The following is a 16000-nucleotide window of genomic DNA, read 5'->3' as shown; positions in this document are numbered from 1 at the left end:
CTGACCTGTGGTTTTGGAGGGGGTTGGTGGGTGTGTCGTAAGCGCGGCAATGCACAAAACAAAACCCCACAGCCAATTGACTGTGGGGTTCTCCTGCGTTGCCGGGAATCGAACCCGGCGAAATCACCAAATCAACGCGCTAATACTGGGCTAGATTTTCGAACTGCTCCTCATATGGATCGAAAACTTCCGCCGACTCCGCCCCCTCGACTCGACGCATATGCTCTAGCCCATCCTCGTAGTCTTCCAATCCTCCCCAGAAAAGCTCCACATCCCAATCTGTGTCGCGAATTATGCTGTCAAAGATTAAGGAAAGCAGCTTTATCTCTCGAACCTCAGAAGATTTAGACCCGCTGACATAAAACTCTCCGTACGCCCGTCTATCGTAATCCGGAACGTCAACAACGTATATGCAAAAAGGATCAAGACCTGATGCGTCCGCCACTTGACGCACTATGTGACGCGCCAGTGTTAAAGCGTCCTTTCGAACACCCGAGAGCTTACGAATAATCACGCAAGGATCAACGGACATATGACTCTCCTTCCCAGAAAAATAGGCTTTCTTTACCTACGGCTACGACTCTAGCCACTGTGTGACAATTATTGTGTGAGAAAAGGTGAGAGGAGGGGGAATTTTTCTGCCGTAGTCTCGACATGGCGCACATCAGTGAGCTCATCCAATATGAGCAAAAGCGTTGAGGGTTTGGTGGGTGGGGCGTGACTATCATCAAAACACCGCACTTTTCCTGGCTGTGTAGTGCTTGTGATGGGTAAGAGAAATATTAATTCGACATAGAGCAAGTGCTACATGTAAAACCGCAGGTCAATTTTTGCCCGGTTGGCTGAAAGTCGAATCAGTAATTTTGAATCAATCCCCATGTATTCATAGGTATGCTTTCGCCTTGCGTCATACCTAGAAACTTCGCTCATTCTTAAGGCGACTCTGCATTCCTTAGGTGATAACTCTGAGTAGATGCATTTTACTGGTGAGAAAACCTCACTGCATGAGATAGTGGAAGAAAACCGCTTGTAAAGGGATGGGAGCCCTGCGAAGTGGGGAGCGGATTTATATTTACGTAAATTCGGTTTCAATGTTGGTAAGCGCCATTGTCAGGCGCAAAGCAAATACTATTTTTCTGGTGCGTATGATACAAGGATGAACGGTTTATGACATCGGAATTTGCCACGCTCGTCACCACCTATTTTATTGAGCGCGAAGAAAATCTCCTCGCTGCTCAGCAGCGCTATATTGAACGGGTTGATGCAGTACGCGCACTCACAAAAGTGCTGTGGGTTTCTGAAAATATCACCCACGAGGATATTCCCATCATCAAGGAACATCTATTGGTTGACTTAAACGAAGATCGACGAGCCATTGGTCTCGAACCAGCAGATGAGCAGGAATGGGAACTATATAGCTTTGTCACAATTGTGGAACCGGTGGCAGAGCTTGCTGGGCCAGACGCCAGTGTTTCACGCTTGTGGTTCGACCTTCGCTTGGCAGACGAAGAAGAATACGCACGATCCTTTATTAGCTGGACGCGGCTCCAGGAACTTTCTTTAACAGGGCAAAAGCTCCCCAACGGAAGAATTGGGGGCTAAAAACCGATAGGGAAAAACTGGTGTTTAAAAAGGGAAGGGGTTAAGCGTTTTTGGGCCCGCATAACCCACGGGTCATTTGGTACTTGTGAAACAAGGGGTGAAATCATGGATAGTGAATGTGCAACTCTAGTGACTACGTATGTTCTCGCACGCGAAAAGGATATTGAAACAATACAAAGACACTACTATGAGCGTGTCGATTCCCTCAGGGATACCGCGCAAATACTGTGGGTAACCGAAGACTTCACCAGAGAATCCGAACAGCTCATGTCTCGCATTCTCTTCAGTGAACTGCAAGAAGCACTCACAACTGCCAGCTTTCCAAACTTCAATGACAATGAATGGGATCTGTACAGTTTTGCCACCCTGGTCAAAACCAGCACGGATGTTCACTGTCCTGATGCTTTCCCATCAACACTGAGCGCTCGTTTGTGTATTCACCACGAAGACGAAGCAGAACTGCCGATACCCAGCCGCACGAGAGTGCACATCCTTTCACGCACAGGAAACGTACTCCCCAACGGGAGTGTATTTCGCTCAACGAAATTCGGTGTGGTTCCCAAATCCGTAAGGCACTAAGTGTTAGTCTGTGCTGCATGAACAGAGCTTCGCTGCAGGTAATTGCGCTGGTGTTGGCGGCGTCGATAAGCATGCTTGTGCTCACAGCATGCACACCCAAACCAGCATCAGCAAAACCAGTAGTAGAAGAATTCTTCGCCCAACTCACGCAACAAGAATTTGGCAACGCCGCCCAATTCACCGACCAGCCACCCCAAGTCACCGCCATGCTCACCAAATCGTGGGAAGGGCTGCAAGCTGAAAGTGTCAACGCCGAAATCCTCGACATCGACACCAAAGAAACAATCGCCACCGCCACCTACAAACTCACCTGGAACCTCCCCAAAGAGCGCGAATTCAGCTACGAAACCCGCATGGTCTTAAACAAAATCAACGACCAATGGTCCATCCGCTGGCAACCCACCGCACTACACCCCACACTCGGCGCCAACCAACACCTCGAACTGCGCGCAATCAACGCCCAACGCGCCAGCGTCATTTCCTCCGATGGGGCAGAAGTTCTCGTCCCCGGCAGCGTCTACCGCATCCTCGTTGACCTCAACGAAACAGGCGACCGCACAGGAACCGCCTACGCCATCGCCGCAGCCCTAGAAAAAGCAAAAACACAATACGACAACGTACGCACCATCGACGCGACAAAACTCGCCGAAAACTTAAACAAAGCCCGCGGCATCTACTCCGTAACCACCGTGGACAAACTCCCCGGTGCGGAAGTCAAAGCCCAACTCGACGGCAAACCAGGAATCAGATTCAACGAAGAAGCCGCCATGGTCAGCACCGACCCCACCTTCGCCCCCGACATCATCAGCCGCGTCGCAGGACTCGTCAACGACAGCCTCGACGGGGCAAACGGGTGGCGAGTCGCTGCTGTCACCGACAACGGTGCACTCATCGACGACATCGTCTACCACGAACCTAAAGTCGCACCCGCCGTACGCATCAGCCTCGACCACAAAGTGCAACAAGCAGCCGAAGAAGCCGTGAACCTGCGGGCTGAAATGCAAGCCATGATCGTGGCCATGAAAGCATCCACCGGCGAAATCCTCGCAGTCGCCCAAACCGACAAAGCCGACGAACAAGGCGACGTCGCACTCTCCGGCCTCTACCCACCAGGCTCCACCTTCAAGATCATCACCGCCGCCGCAGGAATCCAAGACAAAGGCCTCAACCCCGGTTCCATCGTGCCCTGCCCCGGCTCCATGAACCTCTACGGGCGTACCGTAACCAACTACAACGGCTTCAGCCTCGGCAACGTCCCCCTCCAACAAGCCTTCGCCCGATCCTGCAACACCACCTTCGCCGAAATCTCCACCCACCTGGACAAAGGTGAACTCAAACGCATCGGCGCGGAATTCGGGCTTGGAATCGACTACGAAATTCCCGGACTCTCCACCATCACCGGCCAAATCCCCGAAGGGGAGACCGCATTAGATAAAACCGAAGCAGGCTACGGCCAGGGTTTAACCCTCGTCAGCCCCTTCGGCATGGCACTAGTATCGGCAACCGCAGCCCGCGGCTCCACCCCAACACCCACCCTGATCAGCGGTTTTGAAACAAAACAGAGCGCACAATCACCCGCCCCGCGCCCAGAAACCATCGAACAACTCCGGGCGCTGATGGGGGCTGTCACCGAACCAGGCGGCACCGCCAGCGGAATCAAAGCAGGCGGCAAAATCTTCGGCAAAACCGGTGAAGCCGAAATTAACCAAGGCTCCCACGCCTGGTTCACCGGATACCGCGACGACATAGCCTTTGCCACCCTCATCGTTCTCGGCGGGGGATCCGAATCCGCCGTGGCCATCACCGACCGCTTCTTCAGTCGCCTCGACGAACTTCACGCACCACCAGCACCCTAGCGTGTAAAAAACACGGACTCCCCCTTTCGGTACCAGCAGTGATCCACGTATAGTAGAAAATGTTTATATACAAACACAGATAAAGTGTGTAGGCATGCGCAGTGCTACGCCGTGATGGGAGGCGATGTGCAGCGATGGGCACGGGAAAAGGAGGCAACGATGCGCACAACTAATCCACGAACAAGCCAAACAATAGAAACAAAAACTACACGCAGGTTCGACACAGGCACTGAACTCAGCTACCCGCTGTGGGGTAAATTCACAGGAATTGAATTTGGTGCGGTGCCATTCATACTCGGCTACATCTACTACATGCTCGTGGGCAATGGGGATAAAGCTGTCAGCCAAGTCGTCCCCATTACCGTCCTGATCGCCTTTAACTCCACCTTCTGGCTCAGCTACTACTTCAAACGGAAAACCGGAGAGCTCACCAACGGCCAATGCGGTGTTTTGCTCATTACCCCCTTCCTTACTGGGGCAGCCGGATTCTGGGGATTATGCGCACTCGCAAACATCGTGTAGCAGCAGCAACGCAGTTGGTAACAGGGGAGTAGATGGGGGCGTCGACAAGCAAAAGGAGTGCACTTCTTAAGTAGCTGCACCGACGCGCTACGATAGAAAACATGTCTGTACGCACCCCACTGGTTCCAGGAACCCCAACCCCCATCCGCGAAGTCCCCCCACACATCGAACGCCCCGAATATGTGTGGAAGAAAAAAGTACACGAAAACTACGGCGAACCCTTCATCCAAACCCCCGAAACCATCGAAGCCATGCGCGAAGCCGGCAAAATTGCCGCCAATGCACTCAAAGAAGCAGGCAAAGCAGTACAACCTGGGGTCACCACAGACGAAATCGACCGCATTGCCCACGAATACATGCTCGACCACGGAGCCTACCCCTCCACCTTAGGCTACCTAGGTTTCCCGAAATCCTGCTGTGTGTCGCTCAACGAAATCATCTGCCACGGCATCCCCGATAGCACCGTGATCGAAGACGGCGACATCGTCAATATCGACGTCACCGCCTACAAAAACGGAGTACACGGCGACACCAACGCAACCTTCCTCGCCGGAAACGTCAGCGAAGAACACCGCCTCCTCGTTGAACGCACCAAAGAAGCCACCATGCGCGCCATCCGCGCAGCAAAACCTGGCCGCCAAATCAACGTGATCGGCCGCGTCATCGAATCCTACGCCAAGCGCTTCGGCTACAACGTTGTGCGCGACTTCACCGGGCATGGTGTGGGCCCCACCTTCCACAACGGACTTGTCGTGCTGCACTACGATTCCGACATGTACACCGACATCCTCGAACCCGGAATGACCTTAACCATTGAGCCAATGATCAACCTCGGATCGCTGGATTACACCATTTGGGAAGACGGCTGGACCGTCCAGAACAAAGACCGAAAGTTCACCGCCCAGTTTGAGCACACCCTCGTGATCACCGACAGCGGCAACGAAATCCTCACCCTGCCCGACGAGGACTAAACCGCCTTCCGCAGCACCGCGCAATCACCACCCCCACATAACCACGGCCTTTTCACGCTCACGACCGCGTGTTGTGCGCCAGGGTTGGGGGGTTGACGGGCGTGTTGGTTGAGGGCGCTCAGATGCGCGGATACTCGGGCGCAGCGGGCAGTGAGTATCGGGAATGTGCTGCTTGGGGCATTAGGAGCGGGGAAGTGCAACCTCAGCGCGCTTGGGGGTGCAGAGGTGTGGTTGATCGACAAAGTATAAAGAGAAAGCTGAATAATGGTCGCATTTCTTGTTGCTGGATGTACATCCGATGCCGGCAAGTCCGTTGTTGTGGCTGGACTCTGTCGCGCCTTCGCACGTCGCGGAATAGCCGTTGCCCCCTTTAAAGCACAAAATATGTCCAACAACTCCGCCGTCACCGCCGATGGTGGTGAGATCGGCCGCGCCCAAGCACTCCAAGCCTATGCCTGCGGGCTGGAACCGGACACCCGTTTCAACCCCATCCTGCTCAAACCCGGCTCAGACCGGCGCTCCCAGCTCGTTGTTCATGGCAAAGCTACTGGGGATGTGAGTGCACGCAGCTACATCCATCACCGCACCGAATTGCGACAGGTCGCAGCCCAAGCCCTAGCAGAGCTGGAAAAAGACTACGATCTTGTTATCTGCGAGGGCGCAGGCTCACCCGCGGAAATCAACCTCCGCGCCACCGATGTTGCAAACATGGGACTAGCGGAAGCAGCAGACCTTCCCGTCTACCTCGTCGGGGATATCGATCGTGGGGGAGTGCTCGCTCACTTCTTCGGCACTTACCACATCCTCGATCCGCAGGATCAAGCCCGCATCCGCGGCTTTATCGTGAACAAATTCCGTGGCGACACACGCATTCTCACCCCAGGCCTTGACGAACTTTTTCAGCGCACCGGCGTACCCACCTTAGCAGTGCTGCCCTTCATTAACGGGCTGTGGGTGGATGCTGAAGATTCCCTCCAATCCACCATTGGCAGCAGCATCGGCCCCTCAACACCGGCGCTGGGCAGCCAACGCATCCGGGTTGCCGCCATCAGGCTGCCGCGGGTATCCAACGCCACCGATGTGGAAGCGCTCGCCTGTGAACCTGGGGTGACGGTGAGCTGGAGTGTCGACCCTGACTATATTGCCGAAGCTGATCTTGTTGTCATCCCCGGCTCGAAAACCACCATCAGCGACCTTGCATGGCTGCGTAGCACCGGCATTGCCGAGGCGCTGATTCACCGTGCCGCCACACACCGTCCGATCCTGGGCATTTGCGGCGGCTTTCAGATGATGTGCACAACAATTACCGACCCAGTGGAGTCCGGCAGCACTCACCCTGTGCGTGGGCTGGAGCTTTTCGACGCCGACATCACCTTCCGCCCCACCAAAACGCTCATCCGCCACCCAGGTGGGGCCTACGAAGTCCATCACGGGCAAGTCACACGAAACGCCGAACAACCGTGGATAGGTGCGGAAGGCTGCACCACAAACGCACTGTTTGGAACTCACCGCCACGGACAGTTGGAAAATGATGAATTTCGCCGCGACTTCCTGTCACACATCGCGAAATTAAGTGGAAAAACAGGGTTTGTGTGCAGCCCGAATACCAGTTTCAGTGGGGAGAGGCTTCGTCAACTCGACTTAATCGCCGACGTAATCGAAAAAGAATGGGATCTTGACCAGTTATTAGCCGAGGTCGGTTACACAACCACGAGCACAGAGTAAAAACCATCAGCTGTGTAAACACTAGTCATAAGTGCTAACGAAACTAAGCATGAGTGCTGAGGATACTCAGCATGAATGCTGAAAATGCTAGAGCCCTGGGGTTTCTGTGGGGTGTGTTGGCCGATAGAATAGCCCCGCCCCCACGCCGAGGACAGCTGCGCTCATCACACCCCACAACAAGGCATGAGGAAGCGGTGGCAGCACCGTTAAAGCTGTAGCGGCCAAACCCGCCATCACCACAGACAACACCCCAGATGAACCAGCAGCAAAGACATGAGCAACTGTCTTGTCCTGCGCCCGCATGATGAACACGCACGCCACCGCAGCGGCAAGCGATACCGGAACCGCGCCTACTAGGCTCATCACTGTTGCATGCACCAAACTGTCATTCAATGTTGCCCACGTAGCCAGCAACGCTCCTCCCACCAATGCCGTTACCCAAGGCAAGAAACGAATTGGCAACTGGGCCAAACCGCCCAGTAAAGCTGCGGCAGCCGCCACCGGCATCGCAGTGGATACCGCCCCAATACTTAATGCATTCAACACTGTGGCATTACTCAACTTTGCTGAAGCAAGAACTATACCCACCAGCAAAATGACAAAACCCCCGCACACGCTAATCCACCGCGCCCATTTCTGATCCGACGGGTGACGCAGCATAGCAACCGACGTCGCAGCGCCCAAGGCCACACCCAGCGCCAACAACAACGCCGAAGCTCGGCTCGATACCAACAAATAGTTGGCAAAAACAGCAAGATAAATAGCCACAGCCGAAGCCAAACTCACAGTGGCCGAACGCGCAACACACCGCGAGGAAGCGGAACCAGAATTTTGAACAGGATCAGGATGAGCACACATAAAAGACAGTGGTGAACTTTGCACAAAGTAAAAGACGGCAAGGGACAAGGCACAACAATAAACGCAAAAACACCCACAGTACCCCCCCAAGCCCACAGCGCTGTGAGGACAACACCTTTTTCAAGACGCAACGGCAGGAGGTAACAATCGCAAGTGCCCCATTAAATCTACGCCACCAACACAGCGCAGTTTGTGCCCAACACGCACCAACCATAAAAGTGGGCGGCGCAGGCGCACAAGCACCGACACCGCCCAGAAAGAAAAAGCTGTGAACAGGCTAAACCCTGGAAAAGAAACGGTTGAACTGAACTTCAGCTTGAGGTTGGCTAAAACTCCAAACCGAGCAAAGCGTTTTCCGTCAACTCAGTGAGAGCAGGGTGAATCCAATACTGGCCACGCGCCAACGTGCGCACGTCCAAATCAAACGCCATCACCGTGATTAGCTGCTGGATCAGTGTTGCAGCCTGTGGGCCAATAAAATGCGCGCCCAACAACGTGCCGGTTCCACGATCTGCAATCAACTTCACAAAATGCTCGGTATCTTCCATCGCCCAACCATAAGCAACATCACCATAGTGTTGAATCTTGACAGTGATATCAAAACCTTGCTCCTCAGCCTGCTGTTGAGTCAGACCCACTGTCGCAATCTGTGGCTGTGTAAACACAGCTGCTGGCACATGCTCATGAGGCATGGCAACTAAATCATCAGGGTGAAGCAGATTGTGACGCACCGCGCGCGCCTCAGCATTAGCAACATGCTTTAACTGGTAGGGGGAAGATACATCACCACACGCCCACACGCCTTCAGCGGTCGTGCGACCAAACTCGTCGACTTTCACCCGCGCACCATCCATGGCGATACCCGCAGCTTCAAGATTCAGCTGATCCCCGTTTGGTATACGGCCGGTAGCAACCAACAAGACCTCGCCAGAGGCAGTCTCACCATTATCGAGGGTGATCGACACACCGGCGTCGGTTTGCTCCAACGTGGTGATGTTCACGCCCAACCGGGTATCCATTGCCTGTGCTGTCAGCTCAGTAATGCGCTGCGAAATATCCGCATCCAAGGTGCGCAGCAGGCGCGGGGAACGATTGATCAAGGTCACCTTCACGCCGAGGGAAGAAAATACGTGGGCGAACTCAAGCGCGATAAAACCACCACCGAGCACAACCATGGACTCTGGTAGTTGCTCGAGGCGCATAATATTTTCGTTGGTGTAGTACTTCACCCCGGACTCAAGGACCTGGCTGGGGATTTGCGGGCGCGCACCAGCGGCGATAATAATCTGATCACCCGTAATAATTTTTTCCTGCTCGCCTTGAGCAGTTTTGATAGTTTTAGGTGCAACGAAGCTAGCGTGGCCGTCGTACACATCAATATTTGGTGTTTCATCGCCACGGCGATAAGCCTCACCGCCACGCGCAATGGGGTCGATGCGCGCATCAAATACGCGGCTAACAATTGAGGGCCAATCAACGCCAAGGAATTTGGACGTGATCCCGTACTTTTCAGAGGTGCGCACAACGTGAGCAATCTCCGATGCGTACACAAACATCTTAGTCGGGATGCAACCGACATTTAAGCAGGTGCCACCGAAGGTGCCCTTTTCAATGATGGCAATCTTCTTGTCATCAAATTCAGGCCCAGGAATCGAGTTGCCTGAACCCGTGCCGATGATAATGAGATCGTAATGTGCCGAAACAGTCATAATCAGGAGAGATTCTTTCTATACCTTATAAATGCGAATATTCATGAAGTCCCGCATGCCCCACAGTGGTGCCTGTGGGGCACACAGCGGTGGTGCGGAGGGGTCGAAAAAAGTGTAATGGAAAGCATGCCTAAGAAAGCAACCGCACATGTACTTGTATGCCCCAACTGGTGTTATGAACACTTGGTGTTAAGCCAATGCGCTGCAACATCTAGCGCATGATTACGCACGGGTTCGGTAGATAAGAAGAGGTCGTGCATGCCGTCAGGAATTTGAATGATTGTGACATCTTGGGCGGTAAAAGGAGCCCACTTCTTAATCTGGTGCACATCCAACACAGTGTCTGACACATGCGATTCTGGGCTATAGGGCTTGGCGAGCCGCGACTTGTCAGAGCACAAGGTGAGCACCGGAACACCACAGTCAAACTCGTGGCGGTGTAAACGCTTCTGGCACTTGACTACAGCACGCATCCAACCGTAGTGCTTCTCGCAGCCACCCAGGGGTTTCATTTCAAGGTCGAAATCCCATTCCCCGTGATGGGACACATGTAACGTGGTGCCGTAGGTACCCAAATTGCCGGCACGCATTACCGTCTTCGGGCGTTTCTTGCCCACAAGATTCACGATGGGTGTCATTGCTTTGACCACCAATGCCGGTGCCATTATATCGAACCACGGGGAATTCAGTACCACAGCGTGGAATTTGCGGTGCAGGGAGGGATTAGTGCGACGAATATAGTCCATCCATTCCACCGCGATCAGGCCACCGGTGGAATGACCCATGAAGATCAGTGAATCGTGCTGGGTGGCAATGAGTTGGGCGATGCGATCGAGGTCGCGGTTGTACAGGTCGATATCGGAAATAAAGTGCCATGTTTGGCCTTCGGTGCGGGATCGCCCGCACTTGCGAAGATCTACTCCGTAGACGGTGTAGCCGTGATCGGCGAAGTATTCGGCAACGTGGCGGTGGAAAAAGTAGTCCGTCATGCCGTGGACATAAATAATGGCTGGCCTTGAGCCATCTTTACTGCTTGGCAGGTGCCGAACGATGGTTGTGCGAATATCAGTTTCCCCATCAGGGTCGGGCCCAAGATCGAGTGAGAGCATTTCAAAATCTTCGCCCAGCATGTCTGGCTGCCAGTCGGCTTCGGACAAGTGAAGAGGGGAGTGCTGATTATTGTGATTCATGAATCACAAGTGTAGCTGTGAATCCGACAGTATAGGAAAACCAAGTAAGTCCTTATATAACCACGTCAGATATAGTTTTGTGGTGAAACTCAAGACGGATAAAGCCGTGCCAACTTCTGCTGGAATCCTTGTGTGTTGTCTATGAATTAGCGGTGGTTTTTCTTATGGAGGTAAAAAGCTTCTCGTTTTTGTGGTGGTGTGGGGATCTTGCATATGTGGTGAGGTGGGGATCTTGCTTATGTGGTGCTGTGGGGATAGTTCGTGCATGCACATGTGAGCTCTGCTGGGGTTGGTGGGCTAATGGTGCCTGAATGCGGCGTTCGGGGTGCGATGGTGGGGGTGCGATGGTGGTGAAAAATTGCATTCTCGGCGTTGAAACTGTCAGGGTTATGAGGATCACGGGTGTAGTTGATTGGGGATGACTATGCAGGGGTGTGTACAGCATTTCAGCCATTTGGGGGTAATGGGCTGGGGTAGTTGACCAGCAGGTTTGTCACAGTGGTGGAATTAATGACAAAGAAGTTCGCCGATTTTAGTACCCCCGATTGAAACAGGCGTACACTCTAACGCTAACGGTGTGATTTGTTCACGCCTTTTTAAAGTTGCCTTTCCACTCAAAGCTACTTGGCTTTAATCGGTACCCCCTCACACGTGAATTGTGCGGATGTCGTTTGGGGCTTTGAGTTTTGGGCGAGAACGTGGAACTTTCTGAAGCCTCGCACGCGGCAATTTCCGTGCCGGTGTGGAGGGAAACAAAGCGGGAAAATAATTTAAGGGAAGTTTGAAATGTCAGATTCCACGACCAACGCGAAAATCGTTTCTGATGAGGTAGATGTAGCCCTCATCGGTGCGGGTGTGATGAGCGCAACCTTGGGTGCAATGCTACGAACCCTAGAGCCAAATTGGTCACAGGTGGTGTTCGAGCGCCTCGACGCACCAGCAGAGGAATCCTCCTCCCCGTGGAACAATGCAGGTACTGGCCACTCGGCACTGTGTGAGCTCAACTACACGCCTGAAGTCAATGGACGCATTGAAATTAGCAAGGCCATCGATGTTAATGAGAAGTTCCAGATATCCCGTCAGTTCTGGGCATATCAGGTAAAGCAGGGGGTTTTGTCGGACCCACGCGAGTTCATTAACCCAGTTCCTCACGTCTCCTTCGGTCAGGGTGAAGATCAGGTTGAGTACCTGCGCAAGCGCTTTAACGCACTGTCGAACCACCCACTGTTCCCCGGGATGGAATTCACGGAGGATCGCGCCCGCTTTGATGAAATGCTTCCACTGATGGGCGAGGGTCGTGCGGCAACAGACAAGGTTGCCATTTCGTGGATCGACAGCGGTACTGACATTAACTACGGTGCACTAACTAAGCAGTTCCTCGCTGACGCGCAGACTGAGGGCACTGAGATTCGTTACGGCCAAGAAGTGGTGAAGATTCGTCGCGACGGCAAGAAGTGGAAGCTGACCGTGAAGAATCGCCACACCGGGGATGTCTCCGTCTTCCGCGCAAACTTCGTCTTCGTCGGTGCAGGTGGCATGGCTTTGCCACTGCTGCAGAAAGCGGGCATTCCTGAGATTCGTGGTTTCGGTGGTTTCCCAGTGTCCGGTCAGTGGCTGCGCTGCACCAACCCAGAAATTGTGGAGCGTCACTCCGCGAAGGTCTATGGTAAGGCATCTGTGGGCGCGCCCCCAATGTCGGTTCCACACCTCGACACCCGCATTATCGACGGCGAAAAGGGTCTGCTGTTTGGCCCATACGCTGGCTGGACCCCGAAGTTCTTAAAGCAGGGCTCCTGGTTCGATCTGCTCAAGTCCGTGAAGGTCACCAACGTTGCTTCCCTGCTCAGCGTTGGCGTCAAGGAGTTGGGTCTGACCAAGTACCTCGTGACCGAGCTGCTGAAGGATCAGAACGCCAAGATGGAATCCTTGCGCGAGTACATGCCCAACGCCAAGGATGAGGACTGGGAGCTTGTGACCGCAGGCCAGCGCGTGCAGGTCATCCGCCCCGTTGTTGGCCCATCCTTCGGCTCCTTGGAGTTCGGTACCACCTTGATTAGCCACAACGATGGTTCCATCGCGGGCCTGCTGGGTGCGTCCCCAGGTGCGTCCATTGCGCCAGCTGCCATGATTGAGGTTCTGGAGCGTTGCTTCGGTGACCACATGGTGGAGTGGGGCGACAAGATCAAGGAAATGATGCCGTCCTACGGCGTGAAGCTTGCTACCGACAAGAAGCTGTTCACCGAAATGTGGGATTACACCCAAGACGTGCTCAAACTGAACTAAAGCGTATACCTGCGGTCATGAAGAATACTGTCCGCATCACGAGTTGATACCCCCGCACCACCGCTTGACGTTAATCTCAGGTTGTGGTTCGGGGGTTTTGCCTCAGCTACCCCCTGTAAAGTGTAGGCCCAGCCACATGGCGCCTACAATGAGGATTTTGCATCCGTTTTCGTGAAAGGTTGTGTTTGTGCGAAACACTCAAACAACGTCATTTCCCTTCTCCGCAGTGGTAGGTCAGGAGCGACTTCAACTGGCTTTGATCCTCACCGCGATCTCCCCGCGCATCAGTGGTGTGGTGATTAGGGGCGAGAAAGGAACCGCGAAAACAACGACAGTGCGTGCTTTTGCCAAGCTGCTGGGCGGTGCTCCTTTGGTGAATCTTCCCATTGGCGCCACAGAAGACCGTGTGGTTGGCGCACTTGACCTTGAAACCGTTTTGACCACCGGCAAAGCCACCTATCGACCGGGGCTTCTTGCCGAAGCTAATGGTGGCGTTTTATATGTGGATGAAGTGAATTTGTTAGCCGATCACCTCGTGGATGCGCTCCTCGATGCGGCAGCAACCGGCAAGGTCACGATTGAACGCGATGGTATTTCCCATTCCGCCGACGCCAATTTCGTATTGGTGGGCACCATGAATCCTGAGGAAGGGGAGTTGCGACCACAGCTGCTCGATCGTTTTGGTTTGTCGGTCGATGTTGCGGCGTCGAAAGATGTGGCGGTTCGTGCGGAGATTATCCGCCGTCGATTAGCGTTCGAAGCTAACCCGCAGCAGTTTAGTGAATCGTGGGTTACACAGGATGAGGAGATTGCGCAGCGTATCTCTCATGCCCAACAGTTGCTGCCGAAGGTTGAGCTCAGCGATACCGCGCTTGAGCGCATAGCCCACGTGTGCGCCGCATTTGAGGTGGATGGTATGCGTGCGGATCTGGTGATCGCACGTACCGCGAGTGCGCATGCAGCATGGCAGCAGCGCAGCACGGTGGAAGATGAAGATATTCGCGTGGCTGCGGAATTGGCGTTGCCGCACCGCAAGCGCCGCAACCCTTTCGATGAGCCGGGTTTGGATGAGCAGCAGCTCGATGAGGTGATGGAGGATGCGCAACAGCAGCACCCTGAACCTGAGAATGAGCCCGCCCCTCAAGAGCCGGAATTCTCAGACTCCCCGCAGCCAGAGCCTGAGAATGAACCTGATGCGGATGGGGAGGTGGGCGGTGCCGATCAAGGCGCCCCCTTTCCAGGTTCGTCAGCTGCGCCGCAGCGGCCGTAACGTACAGGAGGCAGCACCGGGGCGTCGTCAAGCGGCGTATACCCGGGTGGGGTCGGCGGTGCGTGCGAGCACAACGGGGCACGGATTTCACCTTGTGGGCACGCTGCGTGCCGCCGCCGACCGAGGTGCGCGCATTGAGAACGGGTGCGTCAAGTTCCAGCCTGAAGATGTGCGTGGCGCGGTGCGGCGCGGCAAAGAATCGAACCTGATCGTGTTTGTTGTTGATGCCTCCGGATCAATGGCTGCGCGTGATCGCCTGTCCGCAGTCACAGGTGCTGTGCACGCCTTGCTTGGCGACGCCTACCAGCGCCGCGATCGTGTTGCGGTGATCAGCGTGCGGGGCAGCCAGCCGGAGTTGCTGCTGCCGCCCACCTCCTCCATCGACATCGCACACCGGCGACTCAACCAAGTCAAGACTGGGGGACGGACTCCATTGCCCGAAGGGCTGCAGCTTGCCCATGAGGTGATCGAACGCGAACACCGCCGCGAGCCGGGCCGCCGCGCCATCATGGTAGTGCTCTCGGACGGTCGCGCCACCGGCAAATCTGGGGTGCAGCACCTGCGTCAAGTCGCGGACACAATCGCACGTCGCGGACTCACCGCAGCAGTGGTAATCGATTGTGAAAACACCGCGCGCATCAAACTAGGGCTTGCCAAAGAGCTTGCGCACAATCTCGGTGCGCCCTGTGTTGAGGTTGCCGAGCTCAACGCTGATGCGGTGACCGGAATCATCAGCGCATTCTAAAGGGCTGGATTAGACTATGAAAAAACCTGCACAAAGGAGAACACACTGATGCCTCGAGGACAAGTAGATCCAGCCAACATCCCCGACGATGGCCTGACCACAAGACAGCGTCGCATGCTCCCCATTACCGCCGTGCACACGGGGGAAGGTAAAGGGAAATCTACCGCAGCCTTTGGCATGGGGCTGCGTGCGTGGAACCAAGGGATGAATATTGGAGTGTTCCAGTTCGTGAAATCCGCGAAATGGAAAGTGGGCGAAGAAGCCGTTTTTAAACGCCTGAATCAGTTACACGAATTAACCGGCGAAGGTGGAGCTGTGGAATGGCACAAAATGGGGGAGGGCTGGTCCTGGTCGAAGAAAGCGGGAACGGAGGAAGATCACGCCCGCGATGCCGCTGAAGGCTGGCAGGAAATCAAACGCCGCATCAATGCGCAAGCACACGACATGTATATCCTTGACGAATTCACCTACCCCATTAAGTGGGGATGGATCGATGTGGACGATGTTGTCGACACTTTGAAAAACCGACCCGGCAAACAGCACATTGTGATGACAGGGCGCGACGCTGACCCCAAGCTTATCGAGGTCACAGACCTTGTCACTGAAATGACCAAGATTAAGCACCCCATGGATGCAGGCCGCAAAGGCCAAAAGGGTATTGAATGGTAACCACCACCGCTTAATGGGGTC

At 54.5% G+C, this 16000-nt stretch carries 14 protein-coding genes; 10 read left to right on the top strand and 4 right to left on the bottom strand.

Annotation, left to right across the window (positions count from 1 at the left end):
- Nucleotides 1-139: 139 nt before the first annotated feature.
- Entirely contained in the window at nt 140-532 is a 393-nt protein-coding gene (locus tag CFELI_RS08115; protein ID WP_277103563.1) for a hypothetical protein, read from the bottom strand.
- A gap of 635 nt (nt 533-1167) precedes the next feature.
- On the opposite strand from CFELI_RS08115, the gene CFELI_RS08110 reads away from it, so the two are divergent.
- The 6 genes from CFELI_RS08110 to CFELI_RS08085 all read left to right on the top strand — a co-directional run bounded on the left by CFELI_RS08110 (nt 1168) and on the right by CFELI_RS08085 (nt 7255).
- Entirely contained in the window at nt 1168-1602 is a 435-nt protein-coding gene (locus tag CFELI_RS08110; RefSeq protein ID WP_277103564.1) for a hypothetical protein, read from the top strand.
- 129 nt (nt 1603-1731) lie between these two features.
- On the top strand, nt 1732-2181 hold the full coding sequence (locus CFELI_RS08105) for a hypothetical protein (protein ID WP_277103565.1): 450 nt from the start codon (nt 1732-1734) through the stop codon (nt 2179-2181).
- A gap of 17 nt (nt 2182-2198) precedes the next feature.
- Nucleotides 2199-4037: a penicillin-binding transpeptidase domain-containing protein gene (locus CFELI_RS08100; protein WP_374724736.1), complete on the top strand. Its 1839-nt coding sequence runs from the start codon at nt 2199-2201 to the stop codon at nt 4035-4037.
- Between the two features lie 159 nt (nt 4038-4196).
- The gene (locus tag CFELI_RS08095) at nt 4197-4559 is read left to right on the top strand and encodes a hypothetical protein (protein WP_277103566.1); all 363 of its coding nucleotides are present in this window, start codon (nt 4197-4199) and stop codon (nt 4557-4559) included.
- 101 nt (nt 4560-4660) lie between these two features.
- Entirely contained in the window at nt 4661-5530 is an 870-nt protein-coding gene (gene map, locus CFELI_RS08090) for a type I methionyl aminopeptidase (RefSeq protein ID WP_277103567.1), read from the top strand.
- A gap of 264 nt (nt 5531-5794) precedes the next feature.
- Entirely contained in the window at nt 5795-7255 is a 1461-nt protein-coding gene (locus CFELI_RS08085; RefSeq protein ID WP_277103568.1) for a cobyric acid synthase, read from the top strand.
- Nucleotides 7256-7342: 87 nt separating this feature from the next.
- Here the strand turns inward: CFELI_RS08085 and CFELI_RS08080 are convergent, their stop codons facing one another.
- The 3 genes from CFELI_RS08080 to CFELI_RS08070 all read right to left on the bottom strand — a co-directional run bounded on the left by CFELI_RS08080 (nt 7343) and on the right by CFELI_RS08070 (nt 11012).
- Entirely contained in the window at nt 7343-8113 is a 771-nt protein-coding gene (locus CFELI_RS08080) for a hypothetical protein (protein WP_277103569.1), read from the bottom strand.
- 326 nt (nt 8114-8439) lie between these two features.
- Nucleotides 8440-9822: a mycothione reductase gene (mtr, locus tag CFELI_RS08075; protein WP_277103570.1), complete on the bottom strand. Its 1383-nt coding sequence runs from the start codon at nt 9820-9822 to the stop codon at nt 8440-8442.
- A 173-nt stretch (nt 9823-9995) separates the two neighbouring features.
- Nucleotides 9996-11012, bottom strand: a complete 1017-nt coding sequence (locus CFELI_RS08070) for an alpha/beta hydrolase (RefSeq protein ID WP_277103571.1) — start codon at nt 11010-11012, stop codon at nt 9996-9998.
- A 786-nt stretch (nt 11013-11798) separates the two neighbouring features.
- On the opposite strand from CFELI_RS08070, the gene mqo reads away from it, so the two are divergent.
- The 4 genes from mqo to cobO all read left to right on the top strand — a co-directional run bounded on the left by mqo (nt 11799) and on the right by cobO (nt 15979).
- Nucleotides 11799-13295, top strand: coding sequence for a malate dehydrogenase (quinone) (mqo, locus tag CFELI_RS08065; protein ID WP_277103572.1), 1497 nt, complete (start codon nt 11799-11801; stop codon nt 13293-13295).
- Between the two features lie 187 nt (nt 13296-13482).
- Nucleotides 13483-14565, top strand: coding sequence for an AAA family ATPase (locus tag CFELI_RS08060; protein WP_277103573.1), 1083 nt, complete (start codon nt 13483-13485; stop codon nt 14563-14565).
- The gene (locus CFELI_RS08055) at nt 14495-15310 is read left to right on the top strand and encodes a vWA domain-containing protein (RefSeq protein ID WP_277103620.1); all 816 of its coding nucleotides are present in this window, start codon (nt 14495-14497) and stop codon (nt 15308-15310) included. Before CFELI_RS08060 ends, CFELI_RS08055 begins: the two co-directional genes overlap by 71 nt.
- 48 nt (nt 15311-15358) lie before the next feature.
- Nucleotides 15359-15979: a cob(I)yrinic acid a,c-diamide adenosyltransferase gene (gene cobO, locus CFELI_RS08050; RefSeq protein WP_277103574.1), complete on the top strand. Its 621-nt coding sequence runs from the start codon at nt 15359-15361 to the stop codon at nt 15977-15979.
- Nucleotides 15980-16000: the final 21 nt, after the last annotated feature.

Source organism: Corynebacterium felinum (assembly GCF_030408755.1).
Lineage (GTDB): Bacteria > Actinomycetota > Actinomycetes > Mycobacteriales > Mycobacteriaceae > Corynebacterium > Corynebacterium felinum.
Note: the sequence above shows the minus strand (reverse complement) of the source record. Positions and strands in the feature narration are given on the sequence as shown.

Excerpts from the sequence above, each read along its gene's own strand:
- CFELI_RS08115 (WP_277103563.1), bottom strand. The coding sequence starts at position 532 with ATGTCCGTTGATCCTTGCGTGATTATTCGTAAGCTCTCGGGTGTTCGA.
- CFELI_RS08110 (WP_277103564.1), top strand. The coding sequence starts at position 1,168 with ATGACATCGGAATTTGCCACGCTCGTCACCACCTATTTTATTGAGCGC.
- CFELI_RS08100 (WP_374724736.1), top strand. The coding sequence starts at position 2,199 with ATGAACAGAGCTTCGCTGCAGGTAATTGCGCTGGTGTTGGCGGCGTCG.
- CFELI_RS08095 (WP_277103566.1), top strand. The coding sequence starts at position 4,197 with ATGCGCACAACTAATCCACGAACAAGCCAAACAATAGAAACAAAAACT.
- map (WP_277103567.1), top strand. The coding sequence starts at position 4,661 with ATGTCTGTACGCACCCCACTGGTTCCAGGAACCCCAACCCCCATCCGC.
- CFELI_RS08085 (WP_277103568.1), top strand. The coding sequence starts at position 5,795 with ATGGTCGCATTTCTTGTTGCTGGATGTACATCCGATGCCGGCAAGTCC.
- CFELI_RS08080 (WP_277103569.1), bottom strand. The coding sequence starts at position 8,113 with ATGTGTGCTCATCCTGATCCTGTTCAAAATTCTGGTTCCGCTTCCTCG.
- mtr (WP_277103570.1), bottom strand. The coding sequence starts at position 9,822 with ATGACTGTTTCGGCACATTACGATCTCATTATCATCGGCACGGGTTCA.
- CFELI_RS08070 (WP_277103571.1), bottom strand. The coding sequence starts at position 11,012 with ATGAATCACAATAATCAGCACTCCCCTCTTCACTTGTCCGAAGCCGAC.
- mqo (WP_277103572.1), top strand. The coding sequence starts at position 11,799 with ATGTCAGATTCCACGACCAACGCGAAAATCGTTTCTGATGAGGTAGAT.
- CFELI_RS08055 (WP_277103620.1), top strand. The coding sequence starts at position 14,495 with ATGGGGAGGTGGGCGGTGCCGATCAAGGCGCCCCCTTTCCAGGTTCGT.
- cobO (WP_277103574.1), top strand. The coding sequence starts at position 15,359 with ATGCCTCGAGGACAAGTAGATCCAGCCAACATCCCCGACGATGGCCTG.